Annotated in this window: 1 protein-coding gene; it reads right to left on the bottom strand. The window is 65.4% G+C overall.

Going from position 1 to position 1240, the window contains the following annotated elements:
- The coding region (locus E3T42_RS00005) for an IS701 family transposase (protein ID WP_134402229.1) at positions 1-1181 on the bottom strand (1181 nt) is incomplete at its 3' end.
- Positions 1182-1240 lie beyond the last annotated feature (59 nt).

The raw sequence follows: 1240 nt of genomic DNA, 5'->3' as shown, positions 1-1240 counted from the left end.
TGGTGCCATCCGGCGTAGGTGCGGCCTTCGAAGTGCGCGAGGCCGAGGCCTGTTTTCAGTTCGCGGTAGTCGTGCTCGATGCGCCACCTGATTTTGGCCAGGCGGACGAGTTCTTTCAGGGGGGTCGTGTCCGGCAGGGTGGAGAGCCAGTAATCGGTCGGGGCCGGCGCCCCGGTGGGCCATTCGGCGAGGAGCCACTCCACGGGAAGTGAGCCGTCGTCGCCGCGCGGCAGATCGCGGTTCGCGGGTCGGACCCGGAGGGCGATGAACCGGGACTTCATCGAGGCGAGCTTGTTGTTCGGCGTGGCCTTGGTGCCGTGCCGCCAGGTGACCTGGTGGAGGGATGACCGGCCGGCATTCACGACGAGGTCCTTCAGGGAGCTGGGCGCCTCAAGGTAGCGGCGTTGGTGCGGGCGGGGACCGCGCCCGGAGTACTCGAGCACCTCCGTTGCCGCGTCGTCGCTGAACGCACTCGTGGAAGCTTTCACGGCGACCATGTAGGGAATGAGTCGCTCGGTCAGCCCGCACCGGAACGCGGTGATCTCACCGTATCCGGCGTCTCCGACAAGAGCCGGCGGTCGGTGCCCCCAGTCGGCGAGCTCATCGATCATCTCTAACGCCATCGCCCATTTGGTGCGGTGGCGTTGCAGGTCCGGGAGCTGCGCCTTGGCCCGGCGGGCCGCGATCAGCGCGGCTTCCTCATTCGTGTCCGCGCAGGTGTCATCCCAGGCCCCAGGCACGTAGAGGCGCCAATTCAGCGGGCACGATGCCTGATCGGTCGCCGCGTGGATGCTGACTCCGATCTGGCAGTTGCCGATCTTGCCCAGGGTGCCGGAATACTGCCTCGCCACGCACGGCGAGGACGACCCGTCTTTCTTGAAGCCGGTATCGTCAACCACCCACGCGTCCGGGCTGATGAGCTGGAGCGCCCGGCGCACCAGGACCCGCCGCACGGGCTCGACTTTCCACGGCGACGAGGACACGAACTGTTGCAACTGCTGGTAATCCACGCCGAGACGCTCACCCATGGGTTGCATGGATTTCCGCCGCCCGTCGAGCATCAGCCCGCGCAGATACAGGTTCCCTTTGCCGCGTTGATCGGCCCGGGGAAGCGACGCGAATACGTCCTCCACGAACGCTTCCAACTCGGCTTTGGTCTCGGTGAGTTCATCAGGATTCACGCCTGAAAATTAACAGATTCCAGCGACGATTAACAGCCGACACGCCCAACCTAACTAAG

This window comes from Cryobacterium sp. TMT4-10 (assembly GCF_004403275.1).
GTDB classification, from domain to species: Bacteria; Actinomycetota; Actinomycetes; order Actinomycetales; family Microbacteriaceae; genus Cryobacterium; species Cryobacterium shii.
This window is presented reverse-complemented; position numbering and strand designations above follow the sequence as displayed.